Here is a 22,187-nt window from a genome sequence, read left to right on the forward strand (position 1 = left end):
CCGTCGCGCTACCGCCAGCTGGCGCGGACGTGAAAGGCCATGACCGCTGCCGCGACCGCCGCATTGAGACTGTCGGCCCGGCCCAGCATCGGCATCTTCACCAGCAGGTCGCACTCGGCCTCATACGCCTCCGGCAGCCCTGCCTGCTCGTTACCGACCAGCAGGAAGGAGGGCTGCTCGTAGGTCGGGTCGAGATAATCGTGGTCGGTCTGCAGGCTGGTCCCGACCAGTTGCCCCGGTCCTTCCCGCAGCCAGGGCAGGAAGCTGTCCCACGGCACCTGGACGATCTTCTGGGTAAAGATCGCCCCCATCGATGCCCGCACCGCCTCGACGCTGAACGGGTCGGCGCTGTCGTCAATCAGGATAAGCCCGCCGGCCGCGACGGCGTCACCGGTGCGCAGGATGGTCCCGATGTTGCCCGGGTCACGCAATTTCTCGGCGACGAACCAGAGGGGGGAGGCGCTTCGGTCGAGGTCGGTGAGGGGGAGCCGCGGCTGGCGGTAGGCGCCGAGCAGGAGCGGGGGATTATCCTTGCCGCTCATCTTGGCCATGATCTCGTCCGGCACCACGATCGCCTCGGCCCCGGCCGCCTCGGCCTGGGCGACGATCTCGGCCGCCAGCGGGTGAAGCTCACCCTCGGCACAGGCGACCACTTCGGGCAGCACGCCGACGTCGCGTGCCTCGGCCATGATCCGCAGCCCTTCGGCCAGGAACAGCCCCTCCAGCCGCCGCGCCTTCTTCTCGCGAAGGGAGCGGAGGCGCTTGACGGTGTCGTTGCTGAAGGACGTGATGTGGCGGGGCAGGGTCTATTCCTCCCCGAACTTGTCCTCGACCAGCTGGCTAAGCTGCGCCACCGCGTCGTCGGCCCCCTCGCCGCTGGCACTGATCTCGATCGAATCGCCCCGCGCGGCGCCGAGCATCATCAGCCCCATGATCGACGTCCCGCACACGCGGTTGCCATCCTTGGCGACTTCGACCGGGGTTCCGAGCTGGCTGGCGAGCGTGACGAACTTGGCGCTGGCGCGGGCATGAAGCCCACGCTTGTTCTCGATCAGAACGACCCGGCTGATGGCGCTGCTCAAGCCGCCGCCTCGCCCAGAATTTCGGACGCGACCGAGATATATTTGCGACCCGCCTCCCGCGCCGCGGCGACGGCCGCACGCACGTTCATCGACTTGCGCGCGCCCTCCAGCCGGATCAGCATCGGCAGGTTGACGCCGGCGATCACCTCGATGTCGCCGGTCTTCATCAGGCTGATCGCCAGGTTGGACGGGGTTCCGCCGAATAGGTCGGTGAGGATGATCACGCCCGACCCGCTGTCGACGCGTCCGATCGCCTCGGCGATGTCCTTGCGGCGCGCCTCCATGTCGTCGTCGGGGCCGATGCAGATGCCGGCAACCGCGTCCTGCGGCCCCACCACATGCTCCATCGCCACGATGAACTCGGCCGCGAGACGGCCGTGGGTCACCAGCACTAATCCAATCATTTCAGCGCTTCTCAGGTCCTTCGATGCGCGACTGGCCCAACTCCAGAGAATCATCAGGGCGAAGCGCTAAGTCTCGATGACGGATATTCGGCGAAAAGCCGCGCGCACGCAACCGCTCCCCCATGGCAAGCGCCGCAGCCACGGAACGGTGTCTCCCGCCGGTACAGCCGAACGCCACGCCGACATAGGCTTTCCCGGCTTCCCAGTAGCGCGGCAGCAGGAAGGCGAGCAGCTCTTCGGTCCGGCCCATGAACTCGTCCCAGCCGTCCTGCGCCGCGACGAAATCGGCGACCGGGGCGTCGGCTCCGGTCAGCGGTCGCAATTCGTCGACCCAGTGCGGATTGGGCAAGAAGCGCAGGTCGAACACCAGGTCGGCGGTGCGGCTGATCCCCCGCGCGAAACCGAAGCTGGTGAGCGTGACCACCAATTCATCGCCTTCTTCGCCATAGCGTCGGCGTAATTCGTCGCGCAGGTCGGCAGGCTTGAAATCGGTGGTGTCGAGCACCGCATCCGCAACCAGGCGCAGCGCTGCGGTCAGGTTGCGCTCGCGCGCGATCCCGTCCTCGGCCGGGCGATCGGGCGCCAGCGGGTGCCTGCGGCGGGTTTCGCCATAACGGCGGATGAGCTCGGCGCCGGTCGCATCGAGATAAAGGATTTCGGGCCGCACCCCGGACACCGAGGCGACAAGGGCGGGAAGGGCGTGCGGGTCGAAACCCCGGCTGCGAGCATCCATCCCGACCGCGACATGGGTCGATCCCGCGGCGCGATCGGAACCGTGCACGAAATCGTGGAGCAGGCTGGTTGGAAGATTGTCCACCGTGTCCCAGCCCATGTCCTCCAGCGCATCGAGCGCCGAGGACTTGCCGGCACCCGACATGCCCGTGACCAGCAGCAGCCGCGGCAACCTCTTGTGGGGGGAGGCCGGCCTCCCGGTCACTTCAGCCCGAACCGATCGAGGGCAAGGGACACCTTGGATGCTGCGGACGCCGTCTGCGCGTCGACGCTGATCAGTGGCACCTTGAGCCCGCAGATGGTGCGCTCCCGCGATTCGTCCGGCAGGCGCTGGATGCTGTTGGTGAGCTCCACCACCAGGGCGACGGCGACATCCTCCACCACCGGCATGGGCACGATCCCCAGGCCGCGGATCTCGAGCTTGCCGCGGATGGTGGAAGGAGCGCTGGCGTAGAGACGCGCGTCACGCTTCTGGACGATGGTCTGGTCGTCCGAGACCAGGGTGAAGCCGCGGTCGATGAGTTGCAGCGCAAGGTCGGACTTGCCGGAGCCCGAGATACCGGAGATCAGCACCGCCCGGCCGTCGAGCGCAACCGTGGTCGCATGCAGCGTTTCGCTGGACAGGCGCAGGCTCATGCCGGCTCGACTACGCCGATGCTTGCCGCCGAAAGGCGAATGGTAAAGCGGGCGCCGGAAGGCGCGTCGTCGCGGTCAGCCACGTCAATCTCCCCGTCATGGCCCTTCACGATCGCGCGCGCGATCGCAAGCCCAAGTCCCGAATGGCGACCGAAATCGTCGCTGTCCGGCCTTACGGAAACGAAGCGATTGAAGATGGCTTCGCGGGCGGACTGCGGGACGCCTGGTCCTTCGTCGTCGATCCGGATCCGGACTTCGTCGGCGACTGCGGTCACGGCGACCTCCACCAGGCCGGCCGGGGGCGAGAAGCTCACCGCATTGTCGATGAGATTGTCGACCGCGCGGGCCAGCCGCCCGGGCTCGGCCATGACGATCGCCGACGCGGCCCGGGGACGGGCGAAGGCGATCCGGACGTTGCCGGTCAGCCGCCGGTCTTCCCACCCGCTGCAAATCTGGCCGACCAGGTCGCCGAGATCGACCGGTTCGAACGCCACCCGGGCAAGCTCGGCATCGGTTCGCGCCGCTTCGCCGATGTCGCCGATCAGCCGGTCGAGCCGGTGGACGTCCTGGCGAACCACGTCGAGCAACTGGCCGCGCAGCTTGGGATCCTCGATCCGGTCGAGCCCGTCGACCGCGCTGCGCAAGGATGCGAGCGGGTTCTTGAGCTCATGCGTCACATCGGCGGCAAAGGCATCGAGATTGTCCATGCGATGCCGCAGGGCCTGGCTCATGTCGCTCACCGCCCGGGCCAGCAGCCCGATTTCGTCCTTGCGGCGGTTGAACCGGGGGACGTTGACCTCGCGCGAGCGGCCAAGCCGGACACGATGTGCGGCCAGGGCCAGGCGGCGAAGGGGGCGGGCGATCGTTCGGGCCAGGAACAGCGACAGCAGCAGGGAGAAAAGGGCTGCCGCGAGCAGGCCCGCCGCGAGCTTGGTCCGCTCCTGCCGGACGATCCGCGTGAAGTTGCGGTCGTTGGCAGTGACCAGCACGACCTCGCCGCCGGTGGTTCGTGCCGCCGCGGACAGGACGGGCGTCAGGTCGGGAGCGTTGCGGACGGTCGCTGCAGTGCCTCCGAGGCGCAGGGCCTGGCGCGCTTCGGGCCAGGCCTGCAGGCGATCGACCGGGGGTTCGGCGAAATCCTGCAGGCTCCGTTCGCCGACGATGAAGTTGAAGGCGCGGTCGATGGCGCGCGCCGCTTCCTTGGTCCAGCGCTGGGTGGATGGATCGCGCAGGACATAGCTCGGCACGGTTCCGCGCCAGCTGTCGTGGCGAAGGTTGCCGTCGCGACCATAGAGCCGGACCCTGGCCCCGGTCGCATTGCCTATATCGCCGAGCAGCATCGGCACATCCGCTGGGGTGATCTTCGGCACGGCGGTCGCGGCCAGCTCGGCAAGATTGCGGGTCTGGGCCTGCCGCTCGTCGCGCAACTGATTGCGGAAGCTGTCGAGGAACAGCAGCGCCAGCGCGAGCACCAGCAGAATGATCAGGTTGACGCCAAGGATGCGGTGGGACAGCCGCCACGGCATCGTCCTGCGCGTCAGGCGATAGCTAGTATCAGCCATCGCTGAAGCGGTAGCCTACACCGTAAAGCGTTTCGATCGCATCGAACTGCGGATCGGCGGCCCGGAACTTGCGGCGGATCCGCTTGATGTGGCTGTCGATCGTGCGGTCGTCGACGAACACGTCTTCCTGATAGGCGACATCGAGCAACTGGTTGCGATTCTTGACCACGCCAGGGCGCTGGGCGAGCGTTTCGAGGATCAGGAATTCGGTCACGGTCAGGGTGACCGGCCGACCGGCCCACAGCACCTGGTGCCGAGCCGGATCGAGGGACAGCCGCCCCCGTTCGATGATCGCCGCCGCGACATCGTCGGAATCGGCAGGGACCGTCGCACGGGCCATGTCGGCACGCCGGAGGATCGCCCGGATGCGGGCGATGAGCAGCCGCTGGCTGAACGGCTTGGCGATATAATCGTCGGCGCCTGCGGCAAGGCCATGCGCCTCGTCCTGCTCCTCGTCCTTCGAGGTCAGGAAGATCACGGGCATGGCCGCCGCCGCGCCGCCGCTGGCACGAAGCGAGGAAAGCAGGGAAAGGCCGTCCATCCCGGGCATCTTGATGTCGAACACGCCCAGATCGGCGGGATTGTCGCTGAGTGCCCTCAGCGCGCTCGACCCGTCGGGATAGAGCCGGGTGACGAAGCCTTCGGCCTGCAGGGCGATCGAGACCGAGGTGAGGATGTTGCGGTCGTCGTCGACCAGCGCGATCACAGGTGCGGTCATGGCTTCAGCGCCTAGCCCAATGTTCCGGGATGCGACAAGTGACGGTCGCCCGTTTGACCGGCGCAACCTTTTGCGGGCATAGGCGGTTCACCTCACCGCATACGTATGCGGCGGCGGCTTCCAGGAACGGGGGCGCGCCGCCGCTCGCCCATGAGCGAAAGGGAAGCAAGAGTGACGAACAGGGTTCCTTCTTACGGCCTCGACTCGCAGGGTATCGCGACGTCGGCCAGCATTCACTGGAATCTCGTCACCGCGCCCCTCTACGAAGCCGCCGTTCGCCGCAACGAGGGCATGATCGCCAAGGACGGGCCTCTGGTTGTCAAGACCGGTCGCCACACCGGGCGTAGCGCGCAAGACCGTTTCATCGTCCGTGACGACACCACCGAGAACAACATCTGGTGGGGCAAGTCGAACAAGCCGATGGACCCGGCCGCGTTCGACCGCCTGCACGAGGATTTCCTCGCCGCGCTCGGCCAGAAGGACGAACTGTTCGTCGCCGACCTCTTCGGCGGGTCGCAGCCCGAGCACCGGGTCAAGGTGCGGGTCGTCAACGAATATGCCTGGCACAACCTGTTCATCCGCACGATGCTGGTCCGCCCCGAGGGCGAGCAGCTGGTGGACTTCGCGCCCGATTACACGATCATCGACCTGCCCAGCTTCCGCGCCGATCCCGAGCGCCATGGCTGCCGTTCGGAAACGGTGATCGCGATCAACCTCACCAAGAAGGTGATCCTGATCGGTGGCACCGAATATGGCGGCGAGATGAAGAAGAGCGTCTTCGGGCTGCTCAACTACCTGCTGCCGGAAGCCGGGATAATGCCGATGCACTGCTCGGCCAACATCGGGCCGGACGGCGACACGGCGGTGTTCTTCGGCCTGTCGGGGACCGGCAAGACGACCCTGTCGGCCGATCCCAACCGCACGCTGATCGGCGACGACGAGCATGGCTGGTCGGACACGGCGGTCTTCAACTTCGAGGGCGGCTGCTACGCCAAGATGATCCGCCTTAGCGAGGAAGCCGAGCCGGAGATCTTCGCCACCACCAAGCGCTTCGGGACCGTTCTCGAGAACGTTGTGATGGACCCCGACACGCGGGAGCTCGACCTCGACGACAACAGCCTCGCCGAGAACAGCCGCGGGGCCTATCCGATCGACTTCATTCCCAATTCTTCCGAGAAGAATATGGGGCCGGTGCCGCAGACGATCATCATGCTGACCGCCGACGCGTTCGGCGTGCTGCCTCCGATCGCGCGCCTCACCGCCGACCAGGCGATGTTCCACTTCCTTTCGGGCTACACCGCCAAGGTCGCGGGCACCGAGATCGGCGTGACCGAGCCGGAAGCGACCTTCTCGACCTGCTTCGGCGCGCCGTTCATGCCGCGTCACCCGAGCGTCTACGGCAACCTCCTCAAGGAGCGGATCGCCAAGGGCGGGGTGACCTGCTGGCTGGTCAACACCGGCTGGACTGGCGGCAAATATGGTATCGGCAAGCGGATGCCGATCAAGGCGACCCGCGCGCTGCTCAATGCTGCGCTCGACGGCAGCCTCAACAATGCCGAGTTCCGCAAGGACCCCTATTTCGGGTTCGAAGTGCCGGTGTCGGTGCCGGGCGTCGACGGCGCGATCCTCGATCCGCGGTCGACCTGGGCCGACAAGGACGAATTCGACCGCACCGCAGCCAAGCTGGTCGACCTGTTCTGCGACAATTTCGAGCAGTTCGCCGAGCATGTCGAGGAAGGCGTCCGCCAGTGCCAGCCGAAGGTGGTGGCGCAAGCCGCCTGATCGTCGTCACTGCGAGCTAGAAGAAGGGCGGGCCGTCGGCGAGACGGTCCGCCCTTTCTTTTGTTCTAGAACAGGCGGGTCAGCGCGTAGATGAGCGCGGCGACGGAGGCGCTGGCCGGGATGGTAATGATCCACGCCATGATGACGCTTTGCGCCACGCCCCAGCGCACGGCGCTGGCGCGGCGGGCGACGCCGGCACCGATCACCGCGCCGGTGATGGTGTGGGTGGTCGACACGGGAATGCCGAGCAGGCTGGCGCCGAACAGCATGACCGATCCGCCGGCCGAGGCCGAGAAGCCCTGGTGCTGGTCGAGCTTGGTGATGCGGCTGCCCATCGTCTCGATGATCTTCCACCCGCCGGTCAGCGTGCCGAGGCCGATCGCGATGTAACAGCTGATCGCCACCCAGTGCGGCACCTCGAAGTCGCCCTGCAGATAGCCGGTCGAGAAGAGCAGCACGGTGATGATGCCCATCGTCTTCTGCGCGTCATTGAGGCCGTGGCCGAGCGAGTAAGCGGCCGAGGAGACGAGGTGGAGGCGGCGGAAAGTCTTGTCGGCGCCGCGGTTGGAAGCGCGCTTGGCGAGCCACGAGGAGAGCAGCATCACCGCCATCGCCATCGCCATGCCGAGCAAGGGCGCAAGCGGGATGAACAGCAGGGTCTTGGAAACACCGCTCCACTGGATGGTGTTGAAGCCCGCCGACGCAAGACCGGCGCCGACCATGCCGCCGACCAGCGCGTGGCTGGACGAGCTGGGGATACCCTTCAGCCAAGTCACGATGTTCCAGAACATCGCCCCGATCAGTGCTGCAAAGACCACGGCCGGGGTGACCAGATCCTTGTCGATCAGGCCTTTGCCGATGGTGTCCGCAACGGCGTGGAGCGCCGGAAAGGCGAGCGTCAGGAAGTAGGCCGCGAAGTTGAAGAAGGCGGCGAACGCCACCGCCTGCACCGGTCCGAGCAGGCGCGTCGCGACCACGGTCGCGATCGAGTTGGCGGCGTCGTGCAGGCCGTTCAGGAAGTCGAACGCCAGCGCGACGATGATCAGCCCGACCAGCAGCGGAAAAGCGAGCTCGTGCATTAGGCGTGATCGATGACGATGCTGTCGATCTCGTTCGCGACGTCCTCGAAGGCATCGACGATCCGCTCGAGATGCTTGTAGATCTCGCGGCGGACGGTGAATCGCATGGCGCCCGCGGGGTCGCTGCCGAAGCGCTGGAAGGCGACCTTGAGACCCGCGCGGTGAAGCTCGTCGGCATGGCCTTCCATGCGGACCAGCCGCTCGGTCAGCTCATGCAGGCGGCCGGCATTGCCACCGACGTCGCGCAGCAGCGGCAGCGCTTCGGCCAGCAGTCGACCGGAATCGACAATGATCCCGACCATGTCGCGCATCTCGGGCTCGAATTCGGTGAAGCCGTAGAGATCGACCGCATTGGCGGCGGCCTGCATCTCGTCGATCGCGTCGTCCATCGCCGAGATGAGCGAGGTGATCGAACCGCGGTCGAACGGCGTCAGGAAGGTGCGGCGGACGGTGCCCAGCGTCTCGCGGATGATGTTGTCGGCATCATGCTCGCGCTCCGAAATCTCGCGGATGTGATCGGCGCGGGCCGAGCCGTCATTGAACAGACGGCTCAATGCCTGGCTGGCGGCGCAGACGCTTTCGGCATGGGCTTCGAACAATTCGAAGAAGTTGCCGGTGGCGGGCAGGAGCTTTTGGAACCAAGCGAACATCGGACCTACCTTGGACTTTTCGAGAGCGGCTGAAAGCAGCGACTGGCGCCGGGTGGCGCTGTTGAATTCGGCGGCGTTGAACGAGCGGATGAGATGGGCGAGATCCTCTTCCTCCACCGCGTCAGCGGCGTCGGCGAGGGTAAACCAGCGGCGCGTGCGTTCGCTCGCTTCCTTCCAGTCGGCGAGTTCTTCGTCGACCGACAGGGGATAGACGTCGACGTCCAGCATCAGGCTGGCGCCGGTCTTGCGCCGCTTGCGATAACGGTAGGAACCGAGCGGAAGCGGGCAGACCGCGCCGCGCACGCCGGCTTCTTCCTCCGCTTCGAGCGCGGCGGCGACGTGCGGCTGGACCTTGCCCATCGGATTGCCCTTGGGGATCACCCAGCGCTTGCTTTCGCGGCTGGTGACGAGGAGCACATGGACGGGGGAATCGAGCCCGTTTCCTCGCGAGCGATAGGGCAGGGCGGCTATCTGGCGAATTGTCGGGATCCTGGCACGAGGATGCGGCCGACCGTGGGGCCGACGCGCATTGTTACAGTCCCATTACCGACCGATGACAGGAATCCAAGCCCCGCCGGGGCTCAGGCCGTGCCGCCCTTGCCTCGGATATATTCGCCCACGTTGAGCGCGAGGACGTCCATCGGCACGTTGCCGCCCAGCAGCACCGCATCGTTGAAGAAGCGGATGTCGAACCGATCACCAAGCGCGGCCTGGGCGCGGGTGCGCTGGCGGTTGATGGCGGTGTGGCCGATCTTGTAGCCGCACGCCTGGCCCGGCCAGCTGCAATAGCGGTCGACCTCCGAACGGGCTTCGGATTCCTTGGTGCCGTTCTCGTCCATGAAAAAGCGGACCGCTTGTTCGCGGCTCCAGCCCTTGGCGTGGAGGCCGGTGTCGACCACCAGCCGGCAGGCGCGGAAGGCGATGCCCTGGAGGTAGCCGAGGCGGCCGGCGGGGAAGTCGTCGTACAGGCCGAACTCGTCCGCCAGCTGCTGCGCGTAGAGTGCCCAACCTTCGGAATAGGCATTGAACGCGAGCATGGTCCGGATCAGCGGCAGCTTGTTGGCATATTCGCCCTGCCAGACGTGGCCCGGAATCGATTCATGATGGGTGAGGTCGGGCAGGTCGAACTTGGTGTGGAGGCTGGTTTCGCGCAGGTTGATCCAGAACTTGCCGGGGATCGAACCGTCGATCGAGCCCGCACCGCCATAGGCACCGGGCGCGCCGGGTTCTTCTTCCGGCGGCAGGCGGCGCACTTCCAGGTTGCCGCGAACCAGCGTGTTGAACATCTGCGGCAGCTTGGCGCGGACCAGCTTCAGCCGTTCCTGGATAAAGGCGAGGATCTCGGCGCGGCCCTTGTCACCCTCCGCGAACCGGTAGCGCGGATCGCGGCCGAGCGCCTGCATCCGGGTACCGACCGAGCCATTGGTATAGCCGAGGCCCTTGAGGATCGGGTCCATCCGGCCCTGCAGCTCGCGAAGCTCGGTGAGGCCGATCTGGTGGATCTCCTCGGGCGAGAGGTCGGTGGTGGTGGAGGCCTTGAGCGCCCAGCGATAATAATCGGCGCCGCCGGGCCGGGCGGCCATTCCGGGCGCCGGGCTGGCGAGGGCGCGCTGGCGTTCGAGCTCGGCGACCTGGCGTTCGAGCGCGGCGGCATAGGGGCCGGCGGCGACGGCGCGGGCGCGGGCTTCCCAGTTGCCGGCGAGGTTCTTCTCGCGGGTGCGGCGGGTGATGGATTCGACCAGGGTGCCGCCCGCCTTCGCGCCGGCCAGCGACTGGCGAAGCTGGGGCAGCGCCTTGTCGAGGAGGAAGGAAGGCGGGAGCAGTCCCTTTTCGCGCGCGGCGATGATCCGGGCGGTCTCGCCATCGAGCTGGGCGGGGGCGGAAGCGAGGCGCGACAGATAGGCTTCGGCATCGGCAGCGGTATCGATCTGGTGATCGCTGTCGAGGAAGCGGGGCAGGTCGAGATAGGCGCCGACGTTCTGGATCACGACATAGGGCGCGTTGCGCCAGCCGCCGACCGCGACGTCGCCATAGGGCTGGGCAAAGCCTTGCGCGGCCGATCCGTAAGCGCTGCGGATGACCTCGATGCTGGTGCGGGTCGAGGGGGTGAGGGCGGACAAGTCTAGCGACTGGACGCGGGCGAGGTCGGAGCGGATGACGGCTGCGATCCGGGCGACGCCGGCCGGACTGCGGTCCGACAATTGCGAGCGCAGCGCGGCATTGTCGCCCTTGTCGATGCCGAGGGACGTGGCGCTTTCCGGCGACAGGGCGAGGAGATTGGCAGCGACCGATTCGAGCAGTGCGGTGGCCTGCGCCTCGCCGATGCGGGGGCCCGCGCCGACGCCGGCAAGCGCGGCGGGGGAGCGCAGGGTGCAGGCGGAAAGGGCGGTGGTCGAAGCGGCGGCAAGGGCCTGGCGGCGGGTAAGTGCGGTCATGCCGGCAGCTTAGGCGCGGCCTCCACGATCAGGCAATTGCCTTCGACACCAATGATCTGGACACGGTCGCCCGGCTGGGCGGAAGCACCGCGCGCGCTCCACTCGCTGTCGCCGAGGCGGACCCGGCCGCCATCGCCGTCGATGACGCTGACCGCCACCGCGCCGCGGCCGATCAATTGCGCCGAGCGGTCGTTGAGATGGCGGGAGGAAGCGGCGACCGGGCGGTTCGCATAGACCTTGCGGCCGAGGTAAACGGCGAGCGCGGTGTATATGGCGAACAGCGCCAGCGCGGGGGCGAGGCCGAAGTCGAACAGCAGCACGAACACCCCGGTGACCATCGCCGCGACGCCAATGAACAGCAGAAAGAAGCCGGGCGCGAGAACTTCGGCGATCAGCAGCAGGACGCCGCCGATCAGCCACCACCAGCCCTGGTCGATGCCGTTCATGGCTCAGCCTCCGACGCGCGGCACGCCGGGGTTGGCGGGCGGCCGGCGGGTGAGGTCGAGCGGCGGGTCGTCCTTGCCGAACGCGGCCTTGGCAATCTCGCCGATGCCGCCGAGGCTGCCGATCAGCTGGGTCGCCTCGACCGGCATCAGGATGGTCTTGGCATTGGGCGAATCCGCGAACTTGCCGAGCGCTTCGACATATTTCTGGGCGATAAAATAGTTGATGGCCTGGGCGTCGCCGCCGGCGATGGCGTCGCTGACCGACTTGGTTGCCGACGCCTCGGCCTGGGCGGCGCGCTCGCGGGCCTCGGCCTCGCGGAAGGCGGCTTCCTTGAGGCCCTCGGCCTGGAGGATCTTGGCCTGCTTCTCGCCCTCGGCGCGGAGGATCTCGGAAGCGCGCATGCCCTCGGATTCGAGGATGGCTGCGCGCTTCTCGCGCTCGGCCTTCATTTGGCGGGTCATGGCGTTGACGATGTCGGCCGGCGGGCGAATGTCCTTGAGTTCGACGCGGGTGATCTTGACCCCCCAGCTTTCGGTCGCGTGATCGACCACCTGCAGCAGGCGGACGTTGATCTCGTCTCGCTTGGAGAGGGTCTCGTCGAGGTCCATCGAGCCCATCACCGTGCGCAGGTTAGTGGTCGAGAGTGCCATGATCGCGGTGTAGAGGTCCGACACCTCGTAGGCGGCCTTGGCCGGATCGAGCACCTGGAAGAACACCACGCCGTCGACCGCCACCATGGCATTGTCCTTGGTGATGATCTCCTGCCCCGGGATGTCGAGCACCTGCTCCATCATGTTGATCTTGCGCCCGACGCGGTAGAAGAAGGCAGGGACGAAGTTGAAGCCGGGGTCGGCGACGCGGACGAAGCGGCCGAAATGCTCGATCGTGTAGCGATGGCCCTGGTGGACGATCTTGATGCTGGACATGACGAACAGCAACACCAGCAAGGCAACAAAGAGCAGGAACGTTTCGAGCATGCTTATCCCCCGGAGTTCTTGCTCTCATCATGCGCGAGTTGGGACCCCAAGCGAAGCGAAATCGGGCCGGTGCTGAACCTGTTCGGGCGTCCCGCGGTGCTGTTCCTTCCGGCCAGCCGGGAAGGCGCGATCCGGCGGGCGCGAACGAGTGCGGCGGACGTGATCTTTCTCGACCTCGAGGATGCGGTGGCGCCCGAGCTCAAGGACGAGGCGCGGGCAGCGGCGGTGGCGGCGGTGGCCGAGCCCTTCGGCGTGCCGGCGGCGATCCGGGTCAACGGGGCGGCGAGTGAATGGTTCGAGGCAGATTGCGCGGCGGTGCGCGCCAGCCGGGCCGACCTCGTCATCGTTCCGAGGGTCGAAAGCGCCGAGGTCATCCGCGACGTGGCGGAGCGGACCGGCAAGCCCGTCGCGGCCATGATCGAGACTCCAGCGGGCGTACGGCGCTGCTGGGAGGTGGCGGAAGTCGCCGCGGCGCTGATCGCCGGGACCAACGACCTCGCCGCGACCTTGCGCCTGCCGGCCGGTGCCGGGCGCGAACCGCTGAAGACCGCGCTGCAGACGATCGTGCTGGCGGCGCGAGCGGCCGGCACGCCTTGCTTCGACGGGGTCTTCAACCGGCTCGACGATGCCGACGGATTCGCGGCGGAGGCAGCGGAGGGGCGGGCGTTCGGGTTCGACGGCAAGACCCTGATCCACCCCGACCAGATCGCGGCGTGCAAGGCGGCATTTGCGCCCACTGCGACCGAGATTGCGCGGGCCGAGCGACTGGTCGCCGCGGCAGGCGGCGGGGCGCAGCGGTTCGAGGGCGAGATGATCGAACGCATGCATATCGAGTCGGCGGAGCGCCTGCTGGCCCGCTAGCCCCTTGCCGAATCGCGTCCCAGCCGCCAAGTGCGCGCATGGCCGACTTCCCCCACAGCAACGACATCCCGCTGGGTCTCACCTTCGACGACGTGCTCCTCCAGCCTCTGGCGTCGAGCGTTCTTCCGTCGGAGGCCGACACCCGGACCTTCCTCACCCGCGGCATCGAGCTTCGCATTCCGCTGTCCTCCTCGGCGATGGACACGGTGACCGAAACCGACATGGCGATCGCCATGGCGCAGTTGGGCGGGATCGGGGTGCTTCACCGCAACCTGACCGTCGAGCAGCAGGCCGACGCGGTGCGCAGCGTGAAGCGCTTCGAAAGCGGCATGGTCGTGAACCCCTTCACCCTGACGCCCGAGCAGACGCTCGCCGAAGCGCTGGAGCTGATGAAGCGCCACAAGATCAGCGGCGTGCCGGTGGTCGAGCAGTCGGGGCGGCTGTGCGGCATCCTCACCAACCGCGACGTGCGCTTTGCTGAAAACCCCAACCAGCCGGTGTCCGAGCTGATGACCCGCGACAATCTAGCGACGGTTGCCCCGGGGACCAGCCGGCAGGAAGCGCAGCGGCTGCTGCACCAGCGGCGGATCGAGAAATTGATCGTGACCGACGAGGCCGGGCGCTGCGTCGGGCTGATCACCGTCAAGGATATCGAAAAGGCAGTGGCCTCGCCCAATGCGACCAAGGACGGCGAGGGCCGGCTGCGGGTCGCGGCGGCGTCGACCGTCGGCGATTCGGGCTGGGAGCGGTCGGCGGCGCTGATCGACGCGGGGGTCGACTGCATCGTGATCGACACCGCGCATGGCCACAACATCGACGTCGCCCGCGCGGTCGAGCGGGTGAAGTCGGCATCCAACAGCGTGCAGGTGATCGCCGGCAACGTCGCGACCGCCGATGCCGCCAGGGCGCTGGTCGAGGCTGGGGCGGACGCGATCAAGGTCGGGATCGGGCCGGGGTCGATCTGCACCACGCGCATCGTGGCCGGGGTCGGCGTGCCGCAGCTATCCGCGATCATGGCGGCCGCGTCGGCGGCGCGCGGCAGCGGCGTTCCGGTCATCGCCGATGGCGGGATCCGGACGTCGGGCGATCTTGCCAAGGCGCTTGCCGCGGGCGCGTCGAGCGCGATGGTCGGCTCGCTGCTGGCCGGCACCGACGAGACGCCGGGCGAGCAGTTCCTGTATCACGGCCGGGCCTACAAGTCGTATCGCGGCATGGGCTCGCTTGGCGCGATGAGCCGGGGATCGGCCGACCGCTATTTCCAGCAGGACATCAAGGACACGATGAAGCTGGTGCCGGAGGGGATCGAGGGGCAGGTGCCCTACAAGGGGCCGGTTCGCGACGTGGTCCACCAGCTGGTCGGCGGCGTGAAGGCCGCGATGGGCTATACGGGGTCGAGCACCATCGCCGAGATGCAGGAGCGCGCGCGATTCATCCGCATCACCGGCGCGGGCCTTAGCGAAAGCCATGTCCATGACGTCGCGATCACGCGGGAAGCTCCCAATTATCCGACGCGCTGAGATGGGCGGCTCGATGAGGCCGGGCAATTGACCCCCTCGGCGCGCGCCCAGGCGGCGATCGAGATCCTCGACCAGGTGATCGCTTCGGCGCGGGAGGACGGCCCGCCGGCGGATGCCCTGGTGTCGGCCTATTTCAAGACGCGCCGCTATGCCGGGTCGAAGGACCGGCGGGCGGTTCGCGAACTGGTGTTCCGCGCGGTGCGCCATTCGGCCGAAGTGCCCGTGAGCGGCCGGGCGGCGCTGTTGCCGCTCGCGCCCGAATTGTTCGACGGTGCCGGTCATGGTCCCGCCGCTGCCACCGACGAAGAGCCGCGCGCCGAAGAAGGCGTCGTGCCTCAATGGTTGCAGCCCCTGCTGTCGCCACTGGTCGAGGGCGGCGAGTGGGCGGCGTTGGTCGAGCGCGCACCGGTCGATCTGCGCGCCAATCTGTCTCGAACCAGTCGCGACGAGATGGCGGCCCATTTCGCCGCGGCGCCGACGCCAGTCAGCCCATGGGGACTGCGCTTGCCGCCCGACAGCGCGGTCAGCGCCGACGAAGCGTTCGCCGACGGGCTGGTCGAGGTTCAGGACGAGGGCAGCCAGCTGATCGCGCTGTCCTGCGACCCCGCCGAGCAGTCGCTGATGGTCGACCTGTGTGCCGGCGCAGGTGGCAAGGCGTTGGCGTTGGCCGCCGCCAACCCGGCTGCGCGGATCGTCGCCTGCGACACCAGCCGGGCGCGCCTGAGCAAGCTTGCGCCGCGCGCCGAGCGAGCCGGGGCGACGATCGAAAGCCGCCTGCTCGACCAGCCGCGCGAAGACGAGGGGCTGGCCGATCTCAACGGGTTGGCCGATCTGGTCCTGGTCGATGCCCCTTGCTCCGGCTCGGGAACCTGGCGCCGCAACCCCGAAGGTCGCTGGCGACTGACGCCCGAGCGGCTCGACCGGCTGGAAGCGTTGCAGGAACGGGTGCTCGACCTTGCCGCGCCGCTGGTCCGGCCGGGGGGCACCCTCGTCTACGCGGTCTGCTCGCTTCTGACCCGCGAAGGCCGGGCCCAGGCCGACGCTTTCCTCAGCCGTCATTCAGGCTTCAGGGCCGAGGATATTCCGGTGAATGTCGGGCGTTCGGATGGTGTTGGCCGGCTTCTCACGCCGGGACATGACGGGACCGACGGCTTTTTCATTGCGCGGTTCCGTGCCACATGAGCGGAAACCCCACCTGGGAGACGATGATGCGTTTGCTTCCGATTGTTGTTGCCCTTGGGGTCGTTGGAGCGACCATCGCCAGTTCGGGCGAAACGCAGGTTCCCGACGCGCAGATCCGCCCGCAGTCGCTGCAGTGGCAGAAGGCGGGTGAAGCGGCGCTGGCCGTCGGTCAGTTCCAGGCGGCCGACGATGCGCTGGAAGCAGCGCTGATCGTCGATCCCCGCAACCGCGGCGCCTTCGTGTCGCTGGCCCGGGTGGCCCAGCGGCAGAAGCTTTACGGCCAGGCGATCCGCTTCACCAACAAGGCGCTCGCGCTCGAGCCGAACGACCCGGTGGCGCTGGGCGTCCAGGGCGAAGCGCTGGTCGAGCTTGGCGCGGTCGCGCGCGCCCAGCAGAACCTGGCCAAGATCAAGACGCTGTGCGGGACGGGGCCCTGCGCTCCGGCGACCAGCCTTGCGGCGCTGATCCAGCGCGGCCCGGCAATGGCTAAGGCCGAGACTCCGGCGGCGGCGGCGAAGAAGAACTGAGCACGCGGGCAAGCGCGACCCATTCGTCGACGCTGACCGTTTCCGCCCGGCGCTCGGCAGCGATGCCGAGGGCGGGCAGGGCGTCGAGCGCCCCTTCCACAGATTTGAGGCTTTGCCGAAGCATCTTGCGGCGCTGGCCGAAGGCGGCAGCGGTGAGGCGTTCGAGCACGGCGTGGGTGACGCCGGCGGGTTCTGCCGCCGGCACGATGTGGACAACTGCCGACGTGACCCTTGGCGGGGGCACGAAGGCCGAGCGATGGACCGGAAATTCGATCCGCGGAGTAGCGCGCCACTGTGCCGCGACCGCGAGCCGTCCGTAGGCGTCGTCACCGGGACCGGCGACGATCCGCTCGGCGACTTCCTTCTGGAACATCAGAGTCAGGCTCGACCACCAGGGCAACCAGTCGGCGGCCAGCCAGCGTAGCAGCAAGGCGGTGCCGACATTGTAGGGGAGGTTGGAGACGACGTGCGCGCCGCGGCCGACCAGCGGCTCCTCGGTGACCTTGAGCGCATCTTCCTCGATCAGGGTGAGGTGACCGGGAAACAGCTCGGCAAGCTCGGCCAGCGCGGGAAGGCAGCGGCGGTCGCGCTCCACCGCGGTGACGCGGGCTCCGGCATCGAGCAGCGCGCCGGTCAGGCCGCCGGGGCCGGGACCGACTTCGTAGACCGACTGGCCGTGGAGGAGGTCGCCGGGAATGGCGGCGATCCGGGCAAGCAACTGGCGATCGAGCAGGAAGTTCTGGCCGAGCGCCTTGGAGGCGGTCAGCCCGTGGCGGGCGATGACCTCGCGCAGGGGCGGGAGCGCTGTCACCTCAGCCGTGGGCGAGGCGGTAAATGGCGCAGGTCGCGGCCATGCGGATCGCCGCCGCCATCGCCCGCGGATCGGCGCGATCCTGCCCGGCGATGTCGAAGGCGGTGCCGTGGTCGGGGGCGGTACGGATGATTGGCAAGCCAAGCGTCAGATTGACCCCCTCCTCGAAATGCAGCGCTTTCAGGGGGATGAGGGCCTGGTCGTGGTACATGCACAGGGCCGCGTCGTAGCGGGCGCGGGCGGAGCCGTGGAACATGGTGTCGGCGGGATGCGGCCCGGTGACGTCCCAGCCTTCGGCCCGCAGGGTGGCGATGGCGGGCTCGATCAGCTCGATCTCCTCGCGGCCCAGCGCGCCATTCTCACCCGCATGGGGGTTGAAGCCGGCAACCGCGAGGCGCGGATTGGCGATCCCGAAGCTGCGCTGGAGGCCGCGCAGGGTGACCCGCCCGCGGGCCTCGATCAGGCCGGTGGTGAGGACCGCCGCAACGTCGCGCAGGGGCAGGTGGGTGGTGACCGGCACCGTCCGAAGCGTGGGGCCGGCAAGCATCATCGCGACGTTCGAGGGCGACACGCCGCAGCGTTCGGCGACGAACTCGGTCTGGCCGGGATGACTGAACCCGATCGAATAAAGCTGGTGCTTGGCGACCGGCCCGGTGATCACGCCCGCGCAGGAGCCCGAGCGGGCAAGGCCGACCGCGAGTTCGAGGCTGTCGAGGCTGCAATGGGCGCCGGCGTTGCTGGGCTGGCCGGGACTGCTGGCCGAAGCGGCTGGGACGGCGAGCAGGGGCAGGCCGTGGTCGAAGGCGGCGCGCGCTTCGCCGGGGTCGGAAACGATGGCGAGCGGTCCGTCCCACACTTCCGACAGGCTGCGCGGATCGCCGACCGCGACGAACGGCGGCAGGTCCAGCGCGCGGCGGCTGTCCCACGCCTTGGCGACCACTTCCGGGCCGATGCCGGCCGGATCCCCGAGCGAGACGGCGAGCAGGGGAGGATGCGGGCTCATCGCCCGTCCCCTAGCGCCGCCACTCCGTCACGACCACCTCAACGATAGTCGATGACGGCGTCACGGCGAAGATCGCGCAGGTAGCGGCGCGCGCGCAGGTTCACGCGCTCTTCCTGCAACTGGGCGAAAACGGCGTCGGGATTGGGCGCGCTGGCGCTCTGTTCCTCGTCGCGGCCGCAGATCACCAGCACGCGGACGCCGTCGTTGATGCTGCCGAACGGACGAGTCGCCTGGCCGACCTGCATCGGAAGCATCATGTCCTGAAGCGCGGCAGGAAGGTCGCGGAGCTTGACCGAGTCCGACTGGACGACTTCGCCCTTGAATTCGGCCGCAACCTTGTCGGCGCCGCCGCAGCCGCCGACGTTCTGGGTCGCGGCAGCGAAGCGCTGCAGGGTCGGCTCGGCAGCCGCTGCACTGGTCCCGGCAGGGAAGCCGATCGAGACCTGCTTCAACGAGAGCACGGCGTTGCGCGGATCGGCGGTCAGCACCTTGCGCGTATCCTGCACGGCGATGATCGACACGCCGCCCGGGACCGGAATCGGCTGGCTGAGCTGGCCCGACTGCATCTGCACAAGCGTCTGGGCGATCGCTTCGGGAAGCTGTTCGGGGCGGACCCAGCCGAGGTCGCCACCCACCGCGGCGGCCGAGGACTGCCCGTACTGGCGGGCGTAGCCGGCGAAGCTGGCGCCCTGGCGCAGCGCGGCGACGATCTGCTGCGCCTGCTGAGCGACCTGCGCCTGGTTGGCGGCGGTCGCCTCGAGATAGATTTCGCCGACGCGATATTCCTGCGCGCCCTTGGACGCGTTGAGCCGCTCGATCACGGCCTTGACCTCGTCGTCGCCGACGCTGACCTGGCTTTCGATCTTCTGGCGCTGCAGTCGCTGCCAGGCGATCTCGCCCTCGATCTGGCGGCGGATGGCTGCCAGCGAGCTGCCGTTTTCCTTGAGATAGACGCCGAGTTCGGCGGGCTTGCGCTTCACGCCATCGGCGACCCGGGCGACGGTGCGGTCGATGTCGGCGGCACCGATCTTGATCCCGGCGGCCTCGGCGGCCTGGATCTGCAGCGTTTCGTCGATCAAGTTGCGGAGCACCTGGACGCGCAGCCGCTCCTCCTCATCGGCCGGGATCGGCTGGTTGTTGGCGAGCGCCAGCAGTGCAAGGCGCTGGTCGATGTCGGTCTGGGTGATGACCCGACCGTTGACGATCGCGCTGGCCTTGACGACGGCCGGGATCGGACGCCCGTAGACGGTCAGCGTCTGCGGCAGGTTGAGTGCGGCGGTGCTGTTGCGCGGAGCCGGCTGCGGCGCGGCCCGGCCGCCCTGCGGTGCCACCTGCGCCGCTGCGACACCCGCAAGCGAGGCAATCAGGGCAGTCGTGAAAAGCGTCTTGGCCTTTGCCATGAGGAGCCTTGTATCCCTTGTTATTTCAAGCAGTTCACGAAGCCTTGCCAAGGCGGCGCTGAACCGGCGATGAGCGCATTTAGCGGCTCAAGCCCTTCAAGGACAGGCGGAAACTGAAAGTGCTTCCCTCGGCCCGGTCGCCCAGCCGTTCATAGTCGCGCCGCCAGCTGATCCCGAAGCTCAGGCAATCGTCCTCATAGTCGAGGCTGAGGCGATGGCGCACGGCATTGACGCCGTCGGCGATGGTGAGCGGATCCTCGTCGGTGTTGGTGAGGTCGAGCACGGTTGCTCCGAACACCGACCAGAAGCGATGGAACTTCCACCGTCCCGCAAGCCGCAATTCTTCCTTGTCGCGAAGATCCTCGACCGACTGGTCGACGTTGCGGTTGAGGCGGAGATAGTCGATCCGGGCGTAGGTTTCGGTGGTCCCGACGGTGAGGTCGACCTCGTTGCGGCGAACCGCGAAATTGTCCTTGTCGAGCCGGAAGCGGTGGGTGAGGTCGACGAACCGGCCGACCTTGACCCGGGTGCGGCCGACGAAGTCGGACCAGCGGTCGGTGAGCCCGGTGCCGTTGGGGAAGATCTGCGCATCGCGGTTGAGGCGATAGGATTGGCCGATGTTGCTGGTCACCGCCCAGCCCGGCCGGTCGAGGCTCCAGTCGAGGCCGTAGGTCAGGCGGCTGCCGTCTTCCCACCGATCGTAGCCGGGGAAGCGGTTCAGCGCGAACAGGTTGCTGTCCTCGAGGTCGACCGAGCGGCTGTCCTCGTTGGGAAGGCTGATGTTGGCGGTCGGCGGGGTCACCACCAGCTGGGCCCGCGGGGTCAGGCGTTGGATTCCGCCGAGGAATTCGCCGGTCAGCGGCCAGCGGACCTCAGCGGCGGCGGCGGCGATCGCGCGGCCCCGCCAGCCTTCCTCGCCGCGATAGATGGCGGCGGTGGTGAGCTCGTTCTGGTCGCTGTGGTAGACGTCGCCGCGGGCGTAGCCGGTGAGCAGGATCTCCTGCCCGAAGCGGGTCAGCTTGCGAAGGTCCCAACGGGCGCCGGCGAAGGCGCGCTGGCTGTCCTGCCCCTCTCGGCGGAACACCGCCAGGCTGTTGGCCTGAAGCTCGACCCGGCCGCCGAGGACCGGGTCGGACAGGCGGATGCGAGCGTCGATCGCGGGCAGGGCGAACGGGATGGTGCGCTGGATGTCATTCTGGCGAACGCCCTGGAACGCCCAGCCGGCGATGCTGACGTAGCTGTCGAGATCGATCCGCTCGAGATCGAGGAAGTTGCGATAACGGTCGTCGCGGTTGACGTCGTAGAAGCGGGCGACGTCCTTGTCGGTGGCGGCGCGAAGCTGCCCGGTCAGGCTCCAGACGGGATCGAACTGGAGCTTGCCGTTGCCTTCGAAATAAGCGCGCAACCCGCGGTTGGTGCGGCTGTCGTCATAGCTCGAACGATCGCCATAGGTGACGAACGCGCCGAGCGAAAAGGCGCCGAGGCTGTTGAGCTCACGATAGCGGCCCTCGATCGCGGGCACGACCGAGGTGTAGAGGTGGGGGGTCACCGTGAGGTCGCGGTTGGGCCCGAAGCGCAGGTGATAGGGCAGCGACAATTCGGCGCCGAGCCGGCGGCTGTAGCGCAGTTCGGGGAGGAGGAAGCCCGAATAGCCTTCGCCGCCCGTGCTGGTCCCGAGGCTGAACACTGGCAGCAGGGGAAGGGTGACACCGAACAGTTCGAACCGGCCGCGTTCAAAGCGAATCCGCTCGGCGGCCTGATCATAGCGAACCCGCGCGGCGAGGATCCGCCAGCTGGGTCGACGCGGGCAGCCGGTCTCGCTCTCGATCCGGCACGGGCTGTAGACCGCATTGTCGAGGGTGGTGACATCGCCGGTGCGGGTGGCGCGGTCGGCGGCGAGGCGGCCGCCGCTCTCAAGGACAACCAGCAGGTTTTCGACCGTCGCATCGCGCAGGGCGTCGTCGAGCACGACCCGCTCGGAAATCAGGCGATCGCCCTGCGGCTGCACCACCACCACGTTGCCCGTTGCGACAACCTCGCCGGTACGACGGTCCCAGCGGACCTGGTCGGCGGCGACGAAGGTGCCCTGGCGGTTGACCCGGACCTGGCCGACCGCGGTGACGACCTCATTCTCATTGTCATATTCGACGCGGTCGGCGGTAAAGGCGATCTCTTCCTCGCCCGCCGCGAGTGGCTGGGCGTTGGCGAGGGGCTGGGCGTCGGCAGGCGGCTGCGGCCCGGCGGGAAGCGGCTGAGCCTGCGAAACGGAGGGCGCAATTCCCCCCTGCTGCGCAGCGGCCGGCGCACCGAGTGCGAGGACCAGCGGAAGCGCCGTCCAGGCCGTGACGCCGTATCGCACCCTGTTTGTCTGCCTTGATCCGT

Annotated in this window: 21 protein-coding genes; 5 read left to right on the plus strand and 16 right to left on the minus strand. The window is 68.0% G+C overall.

Annotation, left to right across the window (positions count from 1 at the left end):
• Window positions 1–8: 8 nt before the first annotated feature.
• The 7 genes from GGQ97_RS08595 to GGQ97_RS08625 are packed head-to-tail and all read right to left on the minus strand — an operon-like array spanning window position 9 to window position 5,134.
• On the minus strand, window positions 9–803 hold the full coding sequence (locus GGQ97_RS08595) for a TrmH family RNA methyltransferase (protein WP_168070891.1): 795 nt from the start codon (window positions 801–803) through the stop codon (window positions 9–11).
• Between the two features lie 3 nt (window positions 804–806).
• On the minus strand, window positions 807–1,082 hold the full coding sequence (locus GGQ97_RS08600; protein WP_168068764.1) for an HPr family phosphocarrier protein: 276 nt from the start codon (window positions 1,080–1,082) through the stop codon (window positions 807–809).
• On the minus strand, window positions 1,079–1,486 hold the full coding sequence (locus GGQ97_RS08605) for a PTS sugar transporter subunit IIA (protein ID WP_168068766.1): 408 nt from the start codon (window positions 1,484–1,486) through the stop codon (window positions 1,079–1,081). The genes GGQ97_RS08600 and GGQ97_RS08605 overlap by 4 nt, the downstream gene beginning before the upstream one ends.
• Before the next feature lies 1 nt (window position 1,487).
• The gene (rapZ, locus tag GGQ97_RS08610; protein ID WP_245197921.1) at window positions 1,488–2,390 is read right to left on the minus strand and encodes an RNase adapter RapZ; all 903 of its coding nucleotides are present in this window, start codon (window positions 2,388–2,390) and stop codon (window positions 1,488–1,490) included.
• A 29-nt stretch (window positions 2,391–2,419) separates the two neighbouring features.
• Complete coding sequence (locus GGQ97_RS08615) at window positions 2,420–2,854, minus strand: HPr kinase/phosphorylase (RefSeq protein WP_168068768.1); 435 nt, start codon at window positions 2,852–2,854, stop codon at window positions 2,420–2,422.
• Entirely contained in the window at window positions 2,851–4,416 is a 1,566-nt protein-coding gene (locus GGQ97_RS08620; protein ID WP_168068770.1) for a sensor histidine kinase, read from the minus strand. The genes GGQ97_RS08615 and GGQ97_RS08620 overlap by 4 nt, the downstream gene beginning before the upstream one ends.
• Entirely contained in the window at window positions 4,409–5,134 is a 726-nt protein-coding gene (locus tag GGQ97_RS08625) for a response regulator transcription factor (RefSeq protein WP_168068772.1), read from the minus strand. Before GGQ97_RS08625 ends, GGQ97_RS08620 begins: the two co-directional genes overlap by 8 nt.
• 150 nt (window positions 5,135–5,284) lie before the next feature.
• Here GGQ97_RS08625 and GGQ97_RS08630 point away from each other — a divergent pair, with 150 nt between their 5' ends.
• The gene (locus tag GGQ97_RS08630; RefSeq protein WP_209022820.1) at window positions 5,285–6,916 is read left to right on the plus strand and encodes a phosphoenolpyruvate carboxykinase; all 1,632 of its coding nucleotides are present in this window, start codon (window positions 5,285–5,287) and stop codon (window positions 6,914–6,916) included.
• A 65-nt stretch (window positions 6,917–6,981) separates the two neighbouring features.
• On the opposite strand, the gene GGQ97_RS08635 is transcribed toward GGQ97_RS08630, so the two are convergent.
• From GGQ97_RS08635 to GGQ97_RS08655, 5 genes are all read right to left on the minus strand, one after another.
• Window positions 6,982–7,995: an inorganic phosphate transporter gene (locus GGQ97_RS08635; protein WP_168068777.1), complete on the minus strand. Its 1,014-nt coding sequence runs from the start codon at window positions 7,993–7,995 to the stop codon at window positions 6,982–6,984.
• Entirely contained in the window at window positions 7,995–9,062 is a 1,068-nt protein-coding gene (locus GGQ97_RS08640; RefSeq protein WP_168068779.1) for a DUF47 family protein, read from the minus strand. The genes GGQ97_RS08635 and GGQ97_RS08640 overlap by 1 nt, the downstream gene beginning before the upstream one ends.
• 164 nt (window positions 9,063–9,226) lie before the next feature.
• Window positions 9,227–11,080 (minus strand): DUF885 domain-containing protein, encoded by a 1,854-nt coding sequence (locus tag GGQ97_RS08645; RefSeq protein WP_168068781.1) that lies wholly within the window; start codon window positions 11,078–11,080, stop codon window positions 9,227–9,229.
• Window positions 11,077–11,526: an NfeD family protein gene (locus tag GGQ97_RS08650; protein WP_168068783.1), complete on the minus strand. Its 450-nt coding sequence runs from the start codon at window positions 11,524–11,526 to the stop codon at window positions 11,077–11,079. The genes GGQ97_RS08645 and GGQ97_RS08650 overlap by 4 nt, the downstream gene beginning before the upstream one ends.
• A 3-nt stretch (window positions 11,527–11,529) precedes the next feature.
• Window positions 11,530–12,504 carry an SPFH domain-containing protein gene (locus GGQ97_RS08655; protein ID WP_168068785.1) on the minus strand — a complete coding sequence of 325 codons (975 nt, stop codon included), beginning with the start codon at window positions 12,502–12,504 and terminating at the stop codon, window positions 11,530–11,532.
• A gap of 72 nt (window positions 12,505–12,576) precedes the next feature.
• On the opposite strand from GGQ97_RS08655, the gene GGQ97_RS08660 reads away from it, so the two are divergent.
• From GGQ97_RS08660 to GGQ97_RS08675, 4 genes are read left to right on the plus strand one after another with little or no spacing between them, the layout of a single operon-like run.
• Window positions 12,577–13,365 (plus strand): HpcH/HpaI aldolase/citrate lyase family protein, encoded by a 789-nt coding sequence (locus GGQ97_RS08660; protein ID WP_245198127.1) that lies wholly within the window; start codon window positions 12,577–12,579, stop codon window positions 13,363–13,365.
• Between the two features lie 38 nt (window positions 13,366–13,403).
• Complete coding sequence (gene guaB, locus GGQ97_RS08665) at window positions 13,404–14,882, plus strand: IMP dehydrogenase (RefSeq protein ID WP_168068787.1); 1,479 nt, start codon at window positions 13,404–13,406, stop codon at window positions 14,880–14,882.
• Window positions 14,883–14,909: 27 nt separating this feature from the next.
• Window positions 14,910–16,064: an RsmB/NOP family class I SAM-dependent RNA methyltransferase gene (locus tag GGQ97_RS08670; protein ID WP_168068789.1), complete on the plus strand. Its 1,155-nt coding sequence runs from the start codon at window positions 14,910–14,912 to the stop codon at window positions 16,062–16,064.
• A gap of 26 nt (window positions 16,065–16,090) precedes the next feature.
• Window positions 16,091–16,591 (plus strand): tetratricopeptide repeat protein, encoded by a 501-nt coding sequence (locus tag GGQ97_RS08675; RefSeq protein ID WP_168068791.1) that lies wholly within the window; start codon window positions 16,091–16,093, stop codon window positions 16,589–16,591.
• Here the strand turns inward: GGQ97_RS08675 and rsmA are convergent.
• The 4 genes from rsmA to GGQ97_RS08695 form a co-directional block, all read right to left on the minus strand.
• Window positions 16,551–17,402: a 16S rRNA (adenine(1518)-N(6)/adenine(1519)-N(6))-dimethyltransferase RsmA gene (rsmA, locus tag GGQ97_RS08680; protein ID WP_168068793.1), complete on the minus strand. Its 852-nt coding sequence runs from the start codon at window positions 17,400–17,402 to the stop codon at window positions 16,551–16,553. The genes GGQ97_RS08675 and rsmA overlap by 41 nt on opposite strands.
• Window position 17,403: 1 nt before the next feature.
• Window positions 17,404–18,405 (minus strand): 4-hydroxythreonine-4-phosphate dehydrogenase PdxA, encoded by a 1,002-nt coding sequence (pdxA, locus tag GGQ97_RS08685; protein ID WP_168068795.1) that lies wholly within the window; start codon window positions 18,403–18,405, stop codon window positions 17,404–17,406.
• 38 nt (window positions 18,406–18,443) lie between these two features.
• Window positions 18,444–19,805, minus strand: a complete 1,362-nt coding sequence (locus GGQ97_RS08690; protein WP_168068797.1) for a peptidylprolyl isomerase — start codon at window positions 19,803–19,805, stop codon at window positions 18,444–18,446.
• 79 nt (window positions 19,806–19,884) lie between these two features.
• Entirely contained in the window at window positions 19,885–22,164 is a 2,280-nt protein-coding gene (locus tag GGQ97_RS08695) for an LPS assembly protein LptD (protein ID WP_168068799.1), read from the minus strand.
• Between the last annotated feature and the right edge of the window lie 23 nt (window positions 22,165–22,187).

The sequence above is a fragment of the Sphingomonas kaistensis genome, assembly GCF_011927725.1.
In the GTDB taxonomy this organism is placed as follows: domain Bacteria; phylum Pseudomonadota; class Alphaproteobacteria; order Sphingomonadales; family Sphingomonadaceae; genus Sphingomicrobium; species Sphingomicrobium kaistense.

What these genes read in the sequence shown, in the direction of transcription:
- GGQ97_RS08625 (WP_168068772.1), bottom strand. Translation starts at nt 5,134, where the DNA reads ATGACCGCACCTGTGATCGCGCTGGTCGACGACGACCGCAACATCCTC.
- guaB (WP_168068787.1), top strand. Translation starts at nt 13,404, where the DNA reads ATGGCCGACTTCCCCCACAGCAACGACATCCCGCTGGGTCTCACCTTC.
- GGQ97_RS08690 (WP_168068797.1), bottom strand. Translation starts at nt 19,805, where the DNA reads ATGGCAAAGGCCAAGACGCTTTTCACGACTGCCCTGATTGCCTCGCTT.
- GGQ97_RS08630 (WP_209022820.1), top strand. Translation starts at nt 5,285, where the DNA reads ATGAGCGAAAGGGAAGCAAGAGTGACGAACAGGGTTCCTTCTTACGGC.
- GGQ97_RS08635 (WP_168068777.1), bottom strand. Translation starts at nt 7,995, where the DNA reads ATGCACGAGCTCGCTTTTCCGCTGCTGGTCGGGCTGATCATCGTCGCG.
- GGQ97_RS08615 (WP_168068768.1), bottom strand. Translation starts at nt 2,854, where the DNA reads ATGAGCCTGCGCCTGTCCAGCGAAACGCTGCATGCGACCACGGTTGCG.
- GGQ97_RS08675 (WP_168068791.1), top strand. Translation starts at nt 16,091, where the DNA reads ATGCGTTTGCTTCCGATTGTTGTTGCCCTTGGGGTCGTTGGAGCGACC.
- GGQ97_RS08655 (WP_168068785.1), bottom strand. Translation starts at nt 12,504, where the DNA reads ATGCTCGAAACGTTCCTGCTCTTTGTTGCCTTGCTGGTGTTGCTGTTC.
- GGQ97_RS08645 (WP_168068781.1), bottom strand. Translation starts at nt 11,080, where the DNA reads ATGACCGCACTTACCCGCCGCCAGGCCCTTGCCGCCGCTTCGACCACC.
- GGQ97_RS08650 (WP_168068783.1), bottom strand. Translation starts at nt 11,526, where the DNA reads ATGAACGGCATCGACCAGGGCTGGTGGTGGCTGATCGGCGGCGTCCTG.
- GGQ97_RS08605 (WP_168068766.1), bottom strand. Translation starts at nt 1,486, where the DNA reads ATGATTGGATTAGTGCTGGTGACCCACGGCCGTCTCGCGGCCGAGTTC.
- pdxA (WP_168068795.1), bottom strand. Translation starts at nt 18,405, where the DNA reads ATGAGCCCGCATCCTCCCCTGCTCGCCGTCTCGCTCGGGGATCCGGCC.
- GGQ97_RS08620 (WP_168068770.1), bottom strand. Translation starts at nt 4,416, where the DNA reads ATGGCTGATACTAGCTATCGCCTGACGCGCAGGACGATGCCGTGGCGG.